14 protein-coding genes are annotated in these 15,149 nt (G+C 65.5%); 8 read left to right on the top strand and 6 right to left on the bottom strand.

All coding sequences use genetic code 11. The features are described 5' to 3' along the window. Together OSC27_RS09530 and OSC27_RS09525 are read right to left on the bottom strand one after the other, a co-directional pair. Entirely contained in the window at positions 1-1,332 is a 1,332-nt protein-coding gene (locus OSC27_RS09530) for an ABC transporter substrate-binding protein (RefSeq protein ID WP_267181228.1), read from the bottom strand. An 89-nt stretch (positions 1,333-1,421) separates the two neighbouring features. Then, on the bottom strand, positions 1,422-2,207 hold the full coding sequence (locus tag OSC27_RS09525; protein ID WP_267181716.1) for an NAD-dependent epimerase/dehydratase family protein: 786 nt from the start codon (positions 2,205-2,207) through the stop codon (positions 1,422-1,424). Between the two features lie 190 nt (positions 2,208-2,397). On the opposite strand from OSC27_RS09525, the gene OSC27_RS09520 reads away from it, so the two are divergent. The 4 genes from OSC27_RS09520 to OSC27_RS09505 are packed head-to-tail and all read left to right on the top strand — an operon-like array spanning position 2,398 to position 6,381. Further along, positions 2,398-3,615 carry an enolase C-terminal domain-like protein gene (locus OSC27_RS09520; RefSeq protein ID WP_267181227.1) on the top strand — a complete coding sequence of 406 codons (1,218 nt, stop codon included), beginning with the start codon at positions 2,398-2,400 and terminating at the stop codon, positions 3,613-3,615. An 11-nt stretch (positions 3,616-3,626) separates the two neighbouring features. Beyond that, a complete protein-coding gene (locus OSC27_RS09515) occupies positions 3,627-4,778 on the top strand; it encodes a hypothetical protein (protein WP_267181226.1) in 1,152 nt (383 codons plus the stop codon). A 38-nt stretch (positions 4,779-4,816) separates the two neighbouring features. Further along, the gene (locus OSC27_RS09510; protein WP_267181225.1) at positions 4,817-5,467 is read left to right on the top strand and encodes a bifunctional 4-hydroxy-2-oxoglutarate aldolase/2-dehydro-3-deoxy-phosphogluconate aldolase; all 651 of its coding nucleotides are present in this window, start codon (positions 4,817-4,819) and stop codon (positions 5,465-5,467) included. 26 nt (positions 5,468-5,493) lie between these two features. Beyond that, positions 5,494-6,381: a 2-hydroxy-3-oxopropionate reductase gene (locus OSC27_RS09505; RefSeq protein ID WP_267181224.1), complete on the top strand. Its 888-nt coding sequence runs from the start codon at positions 5,494-5,496 to the stop codon at positions 6,379-6,381. A gap of 2 nt (positions 6,382-6,383) precedes the next feature. On the opposite strand, the gene OSC27_RS09500 is transcribed toward OSC27_RS09505, so the two are convergent. After that, on the bottom strand, positions 6,384-7,187 hold the full coding sequence (locus OSC27_RS09500; RefSeq protein WP_267181223.1) for an IclR family transcriptional regulator: 804 nt from the start codon (positions 7,185-7,187) through the stop codon (positions 6,384-6,386). A 53-nt stretch (positions 7,188-7,240) separates the two neighbouring features. Between OSC27_RS09500 and OSC27_RS09495 the strand changes: the two genes are divergently transcribed. Then, on the top strand, positions 7,241-8,851 hold the full coding sequence (locus tag OSC27_RS09495; protein WP_267181222.1) for an FAD-dependent oxidoreductase: 1,611 nt from the start codon (positions 7,241-7,243) through the stop codon (positions 8,849-8,851). 120 nt (positions 8,852-8,971) lie between these two features. On the opposite strand, the gene OSC27_RS09490 is transcribed toward OSC27_RS09495, so the two are convergent. Further along, entirely contained in the window at positions 8,972-10,288 is a 1,317-nt protein-coding gene (locus tag OSC27_RS09490) for an MFS transporter (protein WP_267181221.1), read from the bottom strand. Beyond that, positions 10,285-10,725, bottom strand: a complete 441-nt coding sequence (locus OSC27_RS09485; RefSeq protein ID WP_267181220.1) for a MarR family winged helix-turn-helix transcriptional regulator — start codon at positions 10,723-10,725, stop codon at positions 10,285-10,287. Before OSC27_RS09485 ends, OSC27_RS09490 begins: the two co-directional genes overlap by 4 nt. A 121-nt stretch (positions 10,726-10,846) precedes the next feature. Here OSC27_RS09485 and OSC27_RS09480 point away from each other — a divergent pair, with 121 nt between their 5' ends. Beyond that, entirely contained in the window at positions 10,847-11,695 is an 849-nt protein-coding gene (locus OSC27_RS09480; protein WP_323374023.1) for an alpha/beta fold hydrolase, read from the top strand. 541 nt (positions 11,696-12,236) lie between these two features. Continuing rightward, on the top strand, positions 12,237-13,286 hold the full coding sequence (locus OSC27_RS09475) for a lipoate--protein ligase family protein (protein WP_267181219.1): 1,050 nt from the start codon (positions 12,237-12,239) through the stop codon (positions 13,284-13,286). Between the two features lie 217 nt (positions 13,287-13,503). Here the strand turns inward: OSC27_RS09475 and OSC27_RS09470 are convergent, their stop codons facing one another. Beyond that, positions 13,504-14,154 carry a heme oxygenase (biliverdin-producing) gene (locus OSC27_RS09470; RefSeq protein ID WP_267181714.1) on the bottom strand — a complete coding sequence of 217 codons (651 nt, stop codon included), beginning with the start codon at positions 14,152-14,154 and terminating at the stop codon, positions 13,504-13,506. 106 nt (positions 14,155-14,260) lie between these two features. Between OSC27_RS09470 and OSC27_RS09465 the strand changes: the two genes are divergently transcribed. Continuing rightward, a complete protein-coding gene (locus tag OSC27_RS09465; RefSeq protein ID WP_267181218.1) occupies positions 14,261-15,121 on the top strand; it encodes a DNA-methyltransferase in 861 nt (286 codons plus the stop codon). The last annotated feature ends 28 nt before the right edge of the window (positions 15,122-15,149 follow it).

The following is a 15,149-nucleotide window of genomic DNA, read 5'->3' as shown; positions in this document are numbered from 1 at the left end:
TCAGCCGTTCGCCTTCAGGATCTTGTTTGCTTCATCGGCTGCTTGGCTGAGCGCGTCCTCAGCGGGTAGCTGTTGATGCAACCCCTGCTCGATGTACTTGTCCATGGTGTCGCGAATCTGCACCCACCCAGGCACGTTCGGATTCGGCCGCATGTCGCTTCCGATCTTCACAAACGCGCTAAGAATAGGGCTGCCTTTGACATAGTCGGTTTTGATCGCCGATGTACGCGCTGGGATCTTACCGATGCCTTCGGTGTACTGCGCATTCACCTTCGCCGAGATCATGTACTTGATGAAAGTCCAGTCAAGGTTCTTGTGCGTACTGTCGGCATTGATCATGAGGCCCGAACCGGCACCGCCAAGGCCGTAACCCTTTTTGGCGCCTTCGAACTTCGGGGGAGTCATCACGCGCAGGTCGAGATCGGGGTTGGCCTCAATCATCTGCATAGTCTTGTCTGCCGTCTGCATGGCGATGGATGCTGTGCCAAGAACGAGAGGCTGCTGGTTGGCGGGCGCATCACTGTAATCACTGCCGAGCCCGGCCGCGACCGCGTCGCTGCCGTTGTAGACCTTGGTGAAAAAATTCATCGCCTTCACCCCCTTGGCAGAGTCGAAGGTCGCCTTAGTCATGTCCGTGCTCACCTGACTGCCACCTGCCGACATGATCAGTGCTGCAAAGGTCTGCTGACGCCCTGTCGCCTGGCTTGGAAGAAGTAGCCCCGAGTGCGTGATCTTGCCTGAGGCATCGCGCTTGGTGAGCTTTTCGGCAGCCTTGTAGACGCCTTCCCATGTGGTGGGAGGGTTGTCGGGGTCGAGGCCCGCTGCGGTGAAATCCGCCGCTCGATAGACGAGTGACGTGCCCTGCATCGAGAGTGGCATGAGGTACTGAACGCCGCCAACCTGCCCGCCAGGGAGCGCGGAGGCGAGGTCCTCGCGGTCCTTTTTCGGCATTGCCGCTACGTATCTGGTCAGCGGCTCGAGTCGATCGTTGGTGACGAAATCGGCCACGGCCGCTGGTCCGTGGCCGAAGACGTCCGGCGCAGTGCCCGCAGCGAAGGCGGCATTGAGCTTCGTCGAGAGATCGCCCCAGTCGTAGTAGGCCACGTCGACCGTGGCGCCGGTCTTCTTCTCGAACTGGGGAACGATGGTCTTCTCGACGAGGTCAATCTCGGTCTGATTCGTCCCAGGGAACCAGACGGTGATCTTCTTACCCTTGACGCCATCCGGTGACGAGGAATTCTCTGGCGCTGCTGACGAGCATGCAGCAAGCAGTGTTGCCACTGCTGCGGCGGCCGCGAGCGCCGCCAGACGGCGGCGACGTGTGGTTCTCATGGGCGACTCCCTTGACGCTGTGTTCACATACGTGAACGACGTATGTGTTTGTGAATATTGTCCGAGAGTAGCCGTATGTGTTCCTACGGTCAAGCGTCGCTCCAATCGACTCCAAGCGGATGCCGGTCGTCGAGGAACGGGCCGCCAAGCAGTGCATCGCCAGCGCCCGGCTCGGTCTCGCTTGCCCACTCCGCAAACCTCTCGGCGTCGTCCTCGGGATGGAAGCCGATTGCCTCGGCCGGGCCCAGGTCCACCCGCAATCGCGTGTTGCGCGAAACCGCCCAAACGGTGTGATGGCCGGGCTCGCCAAGGGCTGCCGCCGCGTCGATGAGCCGCACGAAGTCTGCTGGCGAAAGCCACGACTCGAGAGCCCGTGTCGTGGTCGGCTTGGCGCTGGCAGTAAGAATGCGGGCCGAAACGATTGTCATGCCGAAGCGATCCACGTAGAGCGAAGCAAGCGCCTCGACAGCGATCTTGCCGACCCCGTAAAACGTGTCCGGCCTCATGATTGCGGGATCTGCTGTTCCGGCTTCGGTGACTCGTAGGAATCCCGCCGCGTGCACCGAACTTGCGATGAGCACGCGTAGGACGCCGGCGTGGCGTGCGCCGTCGAGGACCGCGTATCCGCCTTGAATGTTCACGGCGACGATGTCGTTCCATGGACGTTCCCGTGGAAAGCCAGCAAGATGCACAACGAGTTCGGCACCGACGAGCGCTCGTGCCATCGCCTCTCGATCGGTGACCGACGCCGAGATGAATTTTTCGTTCTCATACATGCGATCTGGTGCCTTACAGTCAATCACTGTGACTTCGTGTCCCTGCCTGGCAAGTATCGGACGCACGAGCGAGCCGACGCCTCCGCTGCCGCCCGTCATTGCGATGCGTGCCATCGTGCTCCCCTCGGTCGACCTCGATATATCTTCTCTGACGGCCCGCCGTGGCAAAGTCGCGCCTGCTTGACACGCGAGAAGCGTGGTGCATACAGTAACGATGTTCGCCCATGTGGCGGGCATTCACAAGTGTGAATAATGCGGGATGGCGTTACGGCGACCAGAGGGGGAGATCATGGTCATCGAAGACCTCATCATCACGCCCATAGCCTTTGCCGATCCTCCGCTGTTGAACGTCTGGGGCACACATGAGCCGACTGCCCTCCGCGTCGTGCTTCAACTTGCGACAGATGAGGGGATCGTCGGCCTCGGCGAGGCACCGGGCGGCGCGAGTCGGGTCGAGCGATTGATGCAGATTCGTGAGCACGTGGTTGGGCTCAGCGTGTTTGATCTCGGACGCATCGAGGCTGTCGTGCACAGCGCTCTGGCAGGCGTCGGTGTGCGAGAACGCCTGGCTGCATATGCACCCCTCGAGGTGGCGTGCCTCGACGCCCAGGGTAAAGCGCTCGCGCTTCCCGTAAGCGATCTGCTCGGGGGCCGCGTGCGCGACCGCGTCGAGTACAGCGCCTATCTCTTCTACAAGTGGGCTGGGCACGATGGCGACTCTGACGAGTGGGGCGAAGCGTTGGACGCCGACGGACTTGTCGCTGAGGCTCACACGCTCATCAGCGAGTACGGGTTTCGATCCCTCAAGCTCAAGGGCGGCGTCTTCGACCCCGCGACCGAAATCGACCACGTGGCGCAATTGCACGATGCCTTTCCCGAGTTCCCCCTGCGACTCGACCCGAACTGCGCCTGGAGTGTGGAGACCTCGATTAAGAGCGCGCGGCGACTGGATGGCATGCTCGAATATCTCGAAGATCCGACACCGGGAATCGAGGGAATGGCTGCGGTGCAAGCCTCGTCGCCCCTGCCGCTCGCCACCAACATGTGCGTGACCGCGTTCGACGATCTCCCTCAGGCAATCGACCGCCGCGCCATTCAGATCGTGCTTGGTGATCACCACGCTTGGGGCGGCATGCGCCGCGTTGCGCAACTTGGCCGCATCTGTGAGACGTGGCGGCTGGGCCTCGCAATGCACTCCAACTCCCATCTCGGTATCAGTCTCGCCGCCATGACCCACCTCGCTTCGGTCACGCCCGCGCTCACCTTCGCCTGCGACACCCACTACCCATGGAATGCCGCCGAGGACCTCGTGCGGCCCGGCGCGCTGGTTTTCGAAGGCGGAGCGGTGGCAGTTCCCGCCGCTCCCGGCCTGGGTGTCGAACTTGTCGAGTCAAAGCTCGCCGAGCTGCATGAACGCTACCTCTCACGCAAGTCGCATTTGCGTAGCGATGCCGCCTATCGCAGAACTCGGGAACCTGGGTTCAACCCGACGGTGCCACGCTGGTGAGCGCTCGTCAAATGGCCTCCGTCACGGCGTATTTGTATCCATGGGACGTCGTGGGCGATCCGGACGTCCTGCAGCGGCTGCGTCTGGTCGGAGCCGATCGCGTTGCCCTCGCCGCCTGCTATCACGGCGTGCGAGCGGCAACTCCCGCGCATCCGTGGCACCGTGTCGTTTCGTCGCCCGTCACGAGCCTCTTCGTTCCGGTGCGCGAACAGGCATGGGCAGATGCCGCACTCGCGCCCCAGGCGGCGAAGCTGGTGGCAGGCGGCGAGAACGCCTTCGTGACGGCCGCTGCAGGGCTGCGGGCCGGCGGTTTTGCCGTGGACGCCTGGATTGTGCTGGCTCACGTCGACGGGTTGAAGGCGGCTCCGGAACTGAGGGTCACGAACGCGTGGGGTGATGCCTACTCGCACGCGCTGTGCCCGTCGCAGCCCGATGTCGTTGAGTATGCGAGACGGGTGACTCGTGAGGTCATCGAGCTCGGGCGACCGGACGGTCTCATCATCGAGGCCGCCGGCCCGATGCCCTTCGGTCACGCAGGAACGCATGAGAAGACGGATGCTGCAGGCTTCTCCCGCCCCCAGCAGGATCTGCTTTCCGTATGCTTCTGTCCCGGGTGCTCGGCCGGTTACCGTCGGAGCGGCGCCGACGCCGTGAGTTTGGCCACGCGCGTCCGTGGAGAATTCGCGCGTGCTGAAGACGCTCGCCAGGCACTAGGTGATGCTGCTGAAGCGGTGCTTGCCGTTCGCGCACGTGCAAGTCGCGAGGTCTGGACTGCCGTCGTCGAACAGGCGCACGCGCTCAGCGTCGACCGAATTGCGTTCCATGCGAGCGCGGCGCCATTTCCGTCGGGTTCGGGAACAACTGCGCTCGCATCAAGAGATCTGGCGGTGCTGACGAGAAGCGTCGCTCTCGAGCTTGTCGCCTCCGGTTGGGACGAGCGGCGTGCCGTAGGCAACATGAGCGCGTTGGCAACCTCGGCACTCGGCTGCGCAATGGGATCGTTCGTCAGCATCGCGGGCGGGAATCTCCCAGCAGTCGATCGGCTGCGCGAGCTCTTCGACAGCCTTATGGTTGCCGGCGCGGGCAGGCTGCACCTCTACCATCTCGGACTTGCAGAGCTATCGCGAGTGCGCGTGGCTTCCGAGGCGCTGGCACGGGCGTGAACGCGAACGTGCTCCATCACGAAGGAAATGAGACAGACATGACTGAGTTGCTCGACCTGTTCACGCGACGGAACGTGATCGCGGTTCTGCGCTCCGACGATGCCGACCACTTTGTTGAGGCGGCTCAGATCGTCCATGGCCAGGGGATTGGGGTTGTCGAGTTCACCATGTCCACATCCGGGGCTGCAGAGGCAATTGCCGCGCTCCGGTTGGTTCAACCGCGACTCGTCGTTGGCGCGGGCACAGTGCGTTCCGTCGAGCAGGTTGAAGAGGCCGCGAAAGCGGGTGCGATGTTCTTGGTGAGCCAGCTTTTCGATCGCCGAGTTGCGCAGGCGGCTGCTCATTTTGGGATTCCGTTCGTGCCCGGATCGCTTACGCCGAACGAGATCGCCTCCGCGTGGCAGTTCGGAGTGCAGGCAGTGAAGGTTTCGCCCATAGGACCTCTTGGCGGCATCAGGTATTTGAACGAGCTGCGCGGGCCACTGCCCGAAATACCACTCATCCCCACCGGCGGCGTCGAGGTTGCGGAGGTCGGCGCATATCTCGCCGCCGGCGCAGTCGCCGTCGGCATCAGCCGTGCGCTCTTCGGGGACAGCCTTGCGACCGGTGAGTTCGATGGCGTCGCTGGACGAGCCAGGACTGCCGTGGAGTCGATCGCCACTATGCGGGCCCTCGAGACCGCCTCCTGATCAGGATCTCGACGAAAGGAACTGGCATGACGACCGTCGCATTCATTGGGCTTGGCATCATGGGGGCGCCGATGGCGCGCAACCTACTCACCTTCGGCCATCGAGTCATCGCTGTAAACCGTAGTCCCGGCAAAATCGACGCGTTCGTCGCCGCGGGTGGTCAGGGCGCCACCACCGTGAGTGAGGCGGTCGCCCAGGCGGATGTTGTCTTTACGATGCTGCCCGACTCTCCTGATGTTGAGGCGGTCGCTCTCGGCCCCGAGGGCGTGTTCGCCCACGCGCGCCCCGGCACCCTGCTCGTAGATGGGAGCACGATCTCTCCTCAAACCGCGCGGCACATCGCTGCGGTGGGTGCCGCTCACGGAACCCGGGTGGTCGATGCACCGGTTAGCGGCGGTGAGCAGGGCGCGATTGAAGGATCGCTTTCGGTGATGGCCGGCGGCGAGGCCTCTGACTTTGAGGCAGCTCGCCCGTTCCTCGAGGTTGTTGGATCAACTGTCGTGCACGTCGGACCGCCCGGAGCGGGGCAGACCGTGAAAGCCGCAAACCAGTTGATAGTTGCCGGCATCATTGAACTCGTCTCTGAGGCCCTGGTGTTTCTCGACAAGCATGATGTTGATTTGATGTCGGCAGTGCGAGTGCTTGCCGGAGGCTTGGCGGGCAATCGCGTGCTCGACCGAAAGGCCGAGTCGATGGTGGCGCATCGATTCGAGCCAGGCTTTCGCATTGACCTGCATCACAAAGATCTCGGAATCGTGCTTGAGGCCGCCCGAGAAAGCGGGTCGGTTATTCCGCTGGGTTCCCTGGTCGCGCAACTTATGGCGTCTGCACGCGAGCGCGATCACGGCAGCCTCGATCATTCCGCCCTGCTGCTCGGCGTCGAAAATCTCTCGGGCCACGTGATTGCCCGGTGAGTTCAGCGAATGCCCTTGTGCTTGAGAGTGCGACTCAATTCTGCTGCGTGCCTCATCATCACAGAACTAACGCGTTCGATCTCGTCGTCGGTCGCGCTCGCCAGTGGGAGAGAGCACGAAATGGCGTCTGTCGCCGGGATGCGGTACGGCACAGCGACGGCGACGCACGAGATACCGAGCGTGTTCTGTTCGCGCTCAACCGCGTACCCGGCGCTGCGTACGCCCGACAGTTCGACCTCCAACCTTTCGCGGCTCGTAGTCGTCTTTGCCGTCAGAGCCGCAAGCTGCTCGGGCAGAACCTCGTCGACCTCGGTCGACGTCTTCTCCGCGAGCAGGGCGAGGCCAAGCGCTGTCGCGTGCGCCGGCAACTGGCGTCCGACGCGCGAGACCACCTGCCGAGGTTCGAGCGTTTCTCGAGTTGCGAGATAGATGACGTGGGCACCGTCGAGACGTGCGAAATGTGCCGTGTAACCCAGCTCGGCTCGCAGCAGTTCGAGTTGGCGCACTGCCAGCGGAAGTGCTGGGTCACGATCGAGATAGCCGGTGCCTGCGAGCAGGGCATGCGGTCCAATGCCGAACGCAAGGCCGTCGTCCGCCGTGTCGATCCACCTCAGCGCGCGCAGCGTCTGGAGCAGTTCATACAACGAGGAGCGGGGATAGCCGGTCAGCTTCTGCAGCTCGGCGAGCGAGCGGAATTCTCCGCTCGCTGCAAGCGTCTCGAGTATTCGAACGGTGCGCTCCGCCGACTTCACGAGATGACGGCCGGTCTCCGCCGTCTCGTCCACGTATGTGTCAATTGTCGCCATGATGTCACCCATTCTTCCCCACCGGCATTCAGAATGATACGAGGAGCACCAACATGAACGCTTTTTCGACCGAGATCATCGTTGCGGGAGGCGGGGCTGGCGGCGTGTCTGCCGCGCTTGCCGCCTTGCGCCGTGGCCGTCGGGTTGTGATGAGCGAGCGATACGACTGGCTGGGGGGCCAGTTCACGAGCCAGGCTGTCCCGCCCGACGAGCACCCGTGGATCGAGGAGTTCGGCCTGAACGCCAGCTACCGTGCGCTGCGCGACGGCGTGCGCGACGTATACCGGCGAGACTTTCCGCTGACCGACTCCGCGCGACGTGCCCGGGAGCTGAACCCCGGCGGTGGCTGGGTCTCGAAGCTGTGCGCCGAGCCCAAGATCTTCGCTCGCGTGATTGAGGGCATGCTCGCTCCATACGTCAGCGCTGGCCGCCTCGTGATTCTGCGCGGCTTCGAGCCTACGGCGGTCGATGTTGACGCCGACCGCATCCATGCTGTTACTTTTACAAATCCGGTGGACGGCCGGGTCTGCGATGTGACCGGCCACTACGTGCTCGATGCTACCGAGGCCGGCGACCTTCTGCCCCTGGCGAATGCCGAGTACGTGACGGGGGCCGAGAGCCGTGACGAGACGGGGGAGCCCAGCGCTCCTGGCGTGGCAAACCCACAGAACATGCAGGGGATCTCGTGGTGCTTCGCCCTCGATCACGTTGACGGCGATCACACGATCGATCGCCCTGCTGGCTACGACAGGTGGCGGTCATACTGGCCTGCCGTGTGGCCAGCTCCCATGCTCTCGTTCAGCTACCCCGATCCACGCACGCTCGGGGTGATCAACGGCCGCGTCGACGCCAATCCGCCCGAGGACCCGCTCGCTATCGTCGCCGACCAGTCCAAGGTGCCGAGCGGGCCCAACCTCTGGACTTTTCGTCGCATCGCCGCGCGCAAACTCTTTGCCGACGGGTTCTACGACAGCGATATCACGCTCGTGAACTGGCCGCAGATGGACTACTTCGAGCGCAACATCATCGACGTTCCAGCTTCAGAAGCCGAACTCGCGTTCGCCGAAGCACGGGAGCTCTCCCTCTCGCTCCTCTACTGGCTGCAGACCGATGCGCCGCGTGGCGACGGCGGCACCGGTATGCCGGGGCTGCGATTGCGACCCGACGTGACCGGGACGGTCGACGGCCTCGCACAGGCTCCGTATATACGAGAGTCGCGCCGTATTCGAGCCGTCACAACCGTCGTGGAACAGGATCTGTCATTTGCCACCCGTGCTGAGCGTGGCGCGGTGCATTATCGAGACGGTGTCGGGGTCGGCATGTATAGGCTCGACCTTCACCCGAGTACGACGGGCGACAACTATTTGGACGTGTCCTCGACGCCATTCGAGATTCCGCTCGGCGCATTGCTGCCACAGCGCATGATTAATTTGCTCGCGGCGGGCAAGAACATTGGCACGACCCACATCACCAACGGCTGCTATCGGCTGCACCCGGTGGAATGGAATATAGGCGAGGCCGCGGGAGCGCTCGCGGCGCACTGTCTCGATTCGGGACTCGCCCCGCATCAGGTGCAGGAGGCGGATGATCGGCTTGAGGCGTTCACGAGTGAACTGCAGCGCGCCGGTGTCACACTTCGGTGGCCGCAGATTGGGGCGTACTGACTGCACTGCTTCAGTAGGCAGGAGAAATTGCGCGGCACACCGTGTTGACACAGTCGACACGCCGTAGCGTGAGCGAAAGTTCCTGATTTATGCAGGAGGCGCGGGTGTCCTCCCCGCGCCTCACACCGGCCCGCCGCGCTGGATCTCGATCTCGCTCGTCGCCAGGTCGCTCTCGGCCTGGTCGCGGCCGCCGAAGGTGAGGTACGGCCGCCACCTGGCGTACCGCACCCGCATACTGCGGTACTTCACCAGGTAGTACACGCCGACGGCCGCCGCCGCGAATCCGCTCGCTGCGCCGACCGCCAAAGCCCACCGCGGCCCGAACGCGTTCGCCACCCAGCCCACGATGGGCGCCCCGATCGGCGTGCCGCCCATGAAGATTGCCATGTAGATCGCCATCACGCGCCCGCGCACGAGGGGGTCGGTCGAGAGTTGCACGACGCTGTTCGCGCTTGTCGTCAGGGTCTGCGCCGAGATGCCGATGACCACGAGCGAGAGCGCGAACGCCCAGTAGCCGGGCATGAGGGCGGCGAGGGCGCATCCGACACCGAAAATGGCTGCGGCCACAAAGAGCAAGGCGACCCGCGGATGCGCGCGGCGGGCCGAGAGCAGGGCCCCTGTCACCGATCCCACCGCCATGATCGACGACAGGATGCCGTACTCGCCCGCTCCCTTGTGGAAGACGACCGTGGCCATGGTGGAGGTGAAGATGGGGAAGTTGAGGCCGAAGGTGCCGATGATGAAGACGATGACGAGGATGACGATGATGTCAGGGCGATGCCGCACGTAGCGGAACCCCTCGATGAGGTTGCCGCGCCCTACCGCAGAGCGCGCGGAGTAGTGCAACTGATCGCGTCGCAGCAGGTTGAGCGAGGTGAGTACGGCGGCGAAGCTTGCCGCGTTGATGAGGAAGACCCAGCCGGTGCCGACGGCGGCGATCAAGAGGCCGGCGACGGCGGGGCCGATCATGCGCGCCACGTTGAACGACGCGGAGTTGAGGGCGACCGCATTCGAGAGGTTCTCGCGCTCGACCAGTGCCGAGACGAAGACCTGGCGAGCGGGCGCATCGAACGCGGCGGTGCAGCCGAGCAGCAGCGCGAAGATGTACACCTGCCACAGTGCGACGAGGCCGGTGACCGTCAGGATCCCGAGCAGCAGGCCAAGCACGCCCATGGTCGCCTGCGTCACCATGAGCACCTTGCGGCGGTCGAACCGGTCGGCGACGTAGCCGGTCACGGGCAGCAGCAGAATGGGCGGACCGAACTGCAGCGCCATCACGATGCCGACTGCGACCGCGTCGTTGTGGGTGAGTTCGGTGAGCACCAGCCAGTCCTGGGCGGTGCGCTGCATCCAGGTGCCCACATTCGACACGAGCGCGCCGGCGGCCCACATGCGGTAGTTGAACCCGGCGAGCGAGCGGAAGGTGGTGCTCGTCATGAATCGGCCAGCTCGCGGATGATGCGGGTCGCCTTCGCAAGCACCTCGCGCTCCTCGCGTGGCAGCGCCATGATGCGCCGGTACAGCCAGGCGTCGCGCTTGCGTCGCGTGGCCGCCACGAGCGCGGAGCCGGCCTCGGTCGTCGTCAACACGACCTTGCGCCCGTCGAGTTCGCTCGCATCGCGCGCCACGTAGCCTGCCTCGACGAGCGTGTTCACCGTGCGGTTCATCGACGGGGGAGTGACCCGTTCGTGGTCGCTCAGCTCTCGCAGCGTCAGCGGACCCTCGCGCACGAGCAGCGCGAGGGCCGAGAACTGGCCCGCGCTCATCTCGTCGTCGGCCTTCTCGGCGCGCAGGCGCCGGGCCAGGCGCGCGACCGCGATGCGCATCTCCGCGCTCAGGCGCGTCAAGGGTTCGAGCGGCTGGTCGTTTGGCATACTTCGTTAGCCTATCAAATTAGCCTTGCTAACGAGTTAACGGATGCTCGCGACTCCTGCAGGAGTTACGCGCCGCCCGCAGACGCCACTCGGCGTCGCCTCCGTGTGCCAGAATCACAGCGTGCCCCGGTTCATCGACGACGACGGCGTCGCCATCACCTACTTCTCGTGGCCCGTCATCGAGCCGCGGGCGGTGATCCAGCTCGCGCATGGCGTCGGCGAGCACTCCGGCCGGTACGCGGCGCTCGCCGCAGACCTCAACCGCGCCGGCTACACCGTCTACTCCGATGACCATCGCGGCCACGGCCAGACCGGTCTCGAGCAGTGGGGCGGCGATGCCTCGAAGCTCGGCCGGCTGGGGGTCGGCGGCCTGCGGGCCGCCGTGCGCGACGTGCATCAGTTCACGGGCGTGGTGCGGCAGCGGCATCCGTCTGTTCCGCTTGTTCTGCTCGGGCACAGCTGGGGCTCGTTCATGGCGCAGCGCATCGTGAACGAGAACGCGGCCGACTACGACGGCCTCGTGCTCTCGGGCACCGCGTACCGAATGCTCGGCTCGCTCAACGGCGGCGACCTGAACGCCAGGCACAAGCACCTCGGCACGACCGGTGCAGAGTGGCTCAGCCGCGACCCGGCCGTCGCCCAGGCGTTCGTCGATGACCCGCTCACCACGCTCACGCCGCTGAAGAAGCTGTTCGGTCCGGCTGACACGCTGCGCATGCTCGGGCGGCCGGCGCGCGGGCTGCCGGCCTCGCTGCCGCTGCTCATCCAGGTGGGCGACGACGACCCGGTCGGCGGGCGGCGCAGCGCAGAGCGGCTCGAGCAGGCGTATCGCCGGCGTTCCGGCCTCGCGGATGTCACGCTGCGCGTCTACCCGGGCGCCCGGCACGAGGTGTACAACGAGACCAACCGCGACGAGGTGGTCGCCGACCTGATCGGCTGGCTCGACCAGCGCTTCCCGCCGCGCGGCTGAAGCCACGCTCTGCCGCGCGGCTGAAGCCCCGCCCTGCCGCGCGGCTGAAGCCACGCCCTGCCGCGCGGCTGAAGCGGAGGCCGACCGCACCCTGCGCCGGAGGGCGAGACTGCCCGGCACCTGCACCGGAGGGCGAGAACGGGTAGGGGCATTGTGCGGGTCCGCCGGGCGCGGTACCCGCGTTCTGCCCCGATGGTGCGAGGTGGGATGAGCGAGCGTGCCGCGGGTCGGGCGATTTCGTGGGTGCGCTGCGCGAGAACCCGCGCTTTGCCCCGATGGTGCGAGGTGGGATGAGCGAGCGTGCCGCGGGTCGGGCGATTTCGTGGGTGCGCTGCGCGAGAACCCGCGTTTTGCCCCGATGGTGCGAGGTGGGATGAGCGAGCGTGCCGCGGGTCGGGCGATTTCTTGGGTGCGCTGCGCGAGAACCAGCGCTTTGCCCCGACCCATGGAGGTTCTTGAGAGGTTCTCGAGGCGCCGGCCCGCCCCGCAGCGCGGCACCACCCCCGCCCGCGGCCGCAGACGACGGCAATAGGCTGGATGCATGCATGGTGAGTACAAGGTGCCCGGCGGCAAGCTCGTCGTGGTCGATCTCGACGTCCTCGACGGCGTCATCGCGAACTTCCGCCTCGCGGGCGACTTCTTCCTCGAGCCAGACAGTGCGCTCGAGGCCATCGACCGCGCGGTCAACGGCCTGCCCGAGACCGCGGACGGCGCCACCATCGCGAAGGCCGTTCGCGGCGCCCTCCCCGCGGATGCCGCGCTCCTCGGCTTCTCGCCCGAGGCAGTCGGCGTCACGGTGCGCAGGGCCCTGGCTCGGGCAACCAGCTGGAGCGACTACGACTGGCAGCTCGTGCACTCGAAGGCCGTGCCGCCCGTCACGCACCTCGCGCTCGATGAGGTGCTCGCGAACGAGGTTGGAGCGGGGCGGCGAAAGCCGACCCTGCGCATCTGGGAGTGGGACCAGAATGCCGTCGTCATCGGCAGCTTCCAGTCGGTGAAGAACGAGGTCGACCCCGAGGGCGCCGCGAAGTACGGCTTCGACGTCGTGCGCCGCATCTCGGGTGGCGGCGCCATGATGATGGAGAAGGGGTCGATCGTCACATACTCCCTCTACGTGCCGGCCGAACTCGTGCAGGGCATGACGTTCGCCGAGAGCTACGCCTACCTCGACGAGTGGGCCATCGAGGCGCTGCGCTCACTCGGCGTCGACGCCGTCTACGTGCCGCTGAACGACATCGCAAGTTCGAAGGGCAAGATCGGGGGCGCCGCCCAGAAGCGCTTCGGCAACGGCGCCGTGCTGCACCACGTGACCATGAGCTATGACATGGATGGCCAGAAGATGGTCGAGGTGCTGCGCATCGGGCGTGAGAAGCTGAGCGACAAGGGCATCGCTTCGGCGGCCAAGCGGGTGGACCCGCTGCGTAGCCAGACCGGGCTCAGCCGGGCCGAGATCATCGAGCGCATGAAGCAGACCTTCACGAGCATGTACGGCGCGACGCCGGGTGACATCACCGCCGACGAGTACGCGCAGGCCGAGAAGCTCGTGGCCGAGAAGTTCTCGACCCCCGAGTGGCTGAACCGCGTGCCCTGAGTGGCGGGTTGAGGAGCGCCGAAGGCGCGTCTCGAAGTGTGTGGGTTGAGGAGCGCCGAAGGCGCGTCTCGAAATGTGCGGGTTGAGGAGCGCCGAAGGCGCGTCTCGAAATGTGCGGGTTGAGGAGCGCCGAAGGCGCGTCTCGAAACCCAGATCCGCATATCCGCTCGGGTTTCGAGACGCCGCTCCGCGGCTCCTCAACCTGCAGGGCGCGCTCTTACGCGGCCGTGGTCTCCGTCGCCCGCGCCAGGTCATCGAACATCTCGGCGTTGTGCCGGAACGCCCGCGCCACCTCCGCGATCACGCGCTCGCGCTCCTCGTCCTCCCACGCCACCGCGTCGAGCTGCGCCCGGTACGTCTCCTTGAACGCCTTCGGCTTCGCGATCTGGTCGAACACGTAGAAGCCGACGCCGTTGGTCTCGAACCCGAACTGCCGCTGCATCAGCGTGCGAATGATCTGCCCGCCCGACAGGTCGCCCAGGTACCGCGTGTAGTGGTGGGCGACGAATCCGCCGGCCCAGTTCGCCATCTCACGGATGCGCGCCACGTAGCGCGACGTCGCCGCCAGGGGCGTGACCGAATCCCGCCAATCCGCCCCGATCAGGAACTCCAGGTCAGCCTCGATGGCCGGCACCCTCGTGAGCGCAGGGGAGGCGAACACGGATGCCACGGGGTCATTCGCCATCGTCAGTGCAACCGCCTCGAGCGCCTCGTAGACGAAATACTGCTGCGCGACGAGCGCGATGTAGTCCTCGCGGCTGCGCTTGCCGCCGAGCAGTTCGCCGATGAAGGCCGACCCCTCGGTCTCGGTGTGCACGGCCTGGGTGCGTTCGCGCACGGCCTGTGAGAACGGGATGACGACCGACATGAGGTTCTCCATTTCGCGGGTTCCCTCGACCTTATTAGGTAACCCTTACCTTTGTATACCCCTGCGGCCTCGCAAGACCTCCCTGCGGTCGTCGGATAATAGGAGCATGCTTGCCGACTGGACGCCCGACGGCTCCAGTCGCGTGATTCAGGCGGACAACCTCGACGTGCTGCCGGCTCTGCCACCGGCATCCTTCACCGTGGTCTATCTCGACCCGCCCTTCAACACGGGCCGCCAGCAGGCGAGGCAGGCGACGAGTCACGTGCGCAATGCGGGCGGCACGGGCTCGATCACGGGCTTCAAGGGGCAGACGTATGAGCGCATCAAGGGCGACCTGCTGCGCTACGACGACCGGTTCGACGACTACTGGCAGTTTCTCGAGCCGCGGCTGATCGAGGCGTGGCGGCTGCTCGCCGACGACGGCACGCTCTACCTGCACCTCGACTACCGCGAGGCGCATTACGCGAAGGTGCTGCTCGACGCGCTCTTCGGCCGGGAGTGTTTTCTCAACGAGATCATCTGGGCATACGACTACGGCGCGAAGTCCCGCAGCCGCTGGCCCACCAAGCACGACACCATCCTCGTTTATGTGAAGGATGCCGCGCGCTACCACTTCGATTCGTCCGCCGTCGATCGCGAGCCCTACATGGCGCCCGGGCTCGTCACGGCCGAGAAGGCGGCGCGCGGCAAGTTGCCCACGGATGTCTGGTGGCACACCATCGTCTCGCCCACCGGGCGCGAGAAGACGGGGTACCCCACGCAGAAGCCGGAGGGGATCGTGCGCCGCATGCTGCAGGCGTCGAGTCGCGAGGGCGACTGGGTGCTCGACTTTTTTGCTGGCAGTGGCACGACCGGTGCTGCGGCGGCGGCGCTCGGTCGGCGCTTTCTGCTGGTCGAGCAGAACCCGGAGGCGGTTGCCGTGATGCGCGCCCGCTTCGCGTCGCTCGACGCAGTCGACTTCGCGTAGCGCGTCCCGCCGGTCGTGCAGCGGGTCG

This window comes from Microbacterium sp. STN6, from assembly GCF_026410545.1.
Lineage (GTDB): Bacteria > Actinomycetota > Actinomycetes > Actinomycetales > Microbacteriaceae > Root112D2.
This window is presented reverse-complemented; position numbering and strand designations above follow the sequence as displayed.

Excerpts from the sequence above, each read along its gene's own strand:
- OSC27_RS09490 (WP_267181221.1), bottom strand. The coding sequence starts at position 10,288 with ATGACGAGCACCACCTTCCGCTCGCTCGCCGGGTTCAACTACCGCATG.
- OSC27_RS09515 (WP_267181226.1), top strand. The coding sequence starts at position 3,627 with ATGGCCTCCGTCACGGCGTATTTGTATCCATGGGACGTCGTGGGCGAT.
- OSC27_RS09495 (WP_267181222.1), top strand. The coding sequence starts at position 7,241 with ATGAACGCTTTTTCGACCGAGATCATCGTTGCGGGAGGCGGGGCTGGC.
- OSC27_RS09475 (WP_267181219.1), top strand. The coding sequence starts at position 12,237 with ATGCATGGTGAGTACAAGGTGCCCGGCGGCAAGCTCGTCGTGGTCGAT.
- OSC27_RS09520 (WP_267181227.1), top strand. The coding sequence starts at position 2,398 with ATGGTCATCGAAGACCTCATCATCACGCCCATAGCCTTTGCCGATCCT.
- OSC27_RS09470 (WP_267181714.1), bottom strand. The coding sequence starts at position 14,154 with ATGTCGGTCGTCATCCCGTTCTCACAGGCCGTGCGCGAACGCACCCAG.
- OSC27_RS09465 (WP_267181218.1), top strand. The coding sequence starts at position 14,261 with ATGCTTGCCGACTGGACGCCCGACGGCTCCAGTCGCGTGATTCAGGCG.
- OSC27_RS09505 (WP_267181224.1), top strand. The coding sequence starts at position 5,494 with ATGACGACCGTCGCATTCATTGGGCTTGGCATCATGGGGGCGCCGATG.
- OSC27_RS09510 (WP_267181225.1), top strand. The coding sequence starts at position 4,817 with ATGACTGAGTTGCTCGACCTGTTCACGCGACGGAACGTGATCGCGGTT.
- OSC27_RS09525 (WP_267181716.1), bottom strand. The coding sequence starts at position 2,207 with ATGACGGGCGGCAGCGGAGGCGTCGGCTCGCTCGTGCGTCCGATACTT.
- OSC27_RS09485 (WP_267181220.1), bottom strand. The coding sequence starts at position 10,725 with ATGCCAAACGACCAGCCGCTCGAACCCTTGACGCGCCTGAGCGCGGAG.
- OSC27_RS09530 (WP_267181228.1), bottom strand. The coding sequence starts at position 1,332 with ATGAGAACCACACGTCGCCGCCGTCTGGCGGCGCTCGCGGCCGCCGCA.
- OSC27_RS09500 (WP_267181223.1), bottom strand. The coding sequence starts at position 7,187 with ATGGCGACAATTGACACATACGTGGACGAGACGGCGGAGACCGGCCGT.